General features: G+C 41.2%; 1 protein-coding gene and 1 pseudogene. One reads left to right on the top strand and one right to left on the bottom strand.

Annotation, left to right across the window (positions count from 1 at the left end; translation table 11 throughout):
- A partial coding sequence (gene dnaK / locus B4H32_RS08815) for a molecular chaperone DnaK (RefSeq protein WP_286802217.1) occupies window positions 1-1764 on the top strand: 1764 nt, incomplete at its 5' end.
- Window positions 1765-1817: 53 nt separating this feature from the next.
- On the opposite strand, the pseudogene B4H32_RS08810 reads toward dnaK, so the two are convergent.
- Window positions 1818-2113 (bottom strand): annotated as a pseudogene (locus B4H32_RS08810) (MBL fold metallo-hydrolase); the annotation flags it as partial.

The following is a 2113-nucleotide window of genomic DNA, read 5'->3' as shown; positions in this document are numbered from 1 at the left end:
CCGAAAAATACATTATTCGCGATTAAGCGTTTAATCGGTCGTCGTTATGAAGACCAAGCGGTACAAAAAGATATCGGTCTTGTACCTTACAAAATCATCAAAGCAGACAATGGCGATGCTTGGGTTGAAGTAAACGGTAAAAAATTAGCACCTCAACAGATCTCTGCTGAAATCTTGAAAAAGATGAAGAAAACTGCAGAAGACTATTTAGGTGAAACCGTTACTGAAGCGGTAATTACCGTTCCTGCTTACTTTAACGATGCTCAACGTCAAGCAACCAAGGATGCAGGTAAAATTGCAGGTCTTGATGTTAAACGTATCATTAACGAACCAACGGCTGCGGCACTTGCGTTCGGTATGGACAAAAAAGAAGGCGATCGTAAAGTTGCAGTTTACGACTTAGGTGGTGGTACTTTTGACGTATCAATCATTGAAATCGCAGACCTTAATGGCGACCAGCAAATCGAAGTGTTATCAACTAATGGTGATACGTTCCTTGGTGGTGAAGACTTTGATAACGCGTTGATTGAATTCTTGGTTGAAGAGTTCAAGAAAGAACAAAGTGTGAACTTGAAAAATGATCCACTTGCGTTACAACGTTTGAAAGAAGCTGCTGAAAAAGCAAAAATCGAGCTTTCTTCATCAAATGCAACTGAAATCAACCTTCCATATATCACCGCTGATGCAACTGGTCCTAAACACTTAGTGACCAATGTAACGCGTGCAAAACTTGAAGGTTTGGTTGCTGATTTAGTTGCTCGTACAATCGAGCCTTGCAAAATCGCGCTTAAAGATGCTGGTCTTTCGACTTCTGACATCTCTGACGTGATCTTGGTTGGTGGTCAGTCTCGTATGCCACTTGTACAACAAAAAGTACAAGAATTCTTTGGTAAAGAGCCACGTAAAGACGTGAACCCTGACGAAGCAGTTGCGATTGGTGCAGCGATTCAAGGTGCGGTATTGTCTGGTGACAAAACTGACGTTCTTTTATTAGACGTAACTCCATTAACTTTAGGTATTGAAACAATGGGTGGTGTATTAACACCAATCATTGAGAAGAACACCACGATTCCTGCGAAGAAATCTCAAGTGTTCTCAACTGCTGCTGACAACCAACCAGCTGTAGACATTTCTGTGTTCCAAGGTGAACGTAAAATGGCTCAGCAAAACAAATTGTTAGGTAACTTCCAATTAGGCGATATCCCACCTGCTCCACGTGGCGTACCGCAAATTGAAGTATCGTTCGATATCAACGCTGACGGTATCTTAAAAGTATCGGCTAAAGATAAGAGCACTGGTAAAGAGCAATCAATCCAGATTAAAGCGAACTCAGGTTTGTCTGATGCTGAAATCGAAGCAATGATTAAAGATGCTGAAGCGAATGCTGAAGAAGACCGTAAATTTGAAGAGTTAGCGAAAGCGCGTAACGAAGCAGATGCTTTAGTATCTAGCTCGAACAAAGCAGTTAAAGATCTAGGTGACAAAGTGACTGAAGATGAAAAAACTGCAATCGCTACTGCGGTTTCTGAGCTTGAAGCAGCAACTAAAGAAAATGATGTTGAAGACATCAAAGCGAAAACTGAAGCTTTACAAAACATCTTGATGCCAATCACTCAACGTGCTTATGAACAAGCACAAGGTGCTGGCGGCGCAGAAGGTTTTGATCCAAATGCATTCCAAGGTGGTGATGCGGGTCAACAACAAAAAGCGGACGATGGCGTTGTAGATGCTGAGTTCACAGAAGTTAAAGATGACAAAAAATAATTTGTCTCTTTAAAAAAGACCGCGCGAAAGCGTGGTTTTTTATACTTTCTATTTTATTTATTTTGATCGAAATATAGTTCACCCAAAATCGGCATAAATAAAGGCACTACCCCACAAGCTTTTATTTCTTCTAAAAATTCAGGGATATTGACACCAGGTAACAATTTTGGTGGTTGATCAATAGGCGTTAGCATCGTATCCCAATGACATGGAATAATATATTTTGGTTTGAGTAGCCGCACTACATCCTTAACATAGTTGGGGCGATATTTACGTCCAATCGCACATAGACACACAATATCAGCCTCTCGCCCCTGCAATTCCTGCTCATTGACATCCTCCCCGACCT

This window comes from Acinetobacter sp. UBA2063, from assembly GCF_002333245.1.
Classification (GTDB): domain Bacteria; phylum Pseudomonadota; class Gammaproteobacteria; order Pseudomonadales; family Moraxellaceae; genus Acinetobacter; species Acinetobacter parvus.
This window is presented reverse-complemented; position numbering and strand designations above follow the sequence as displayed.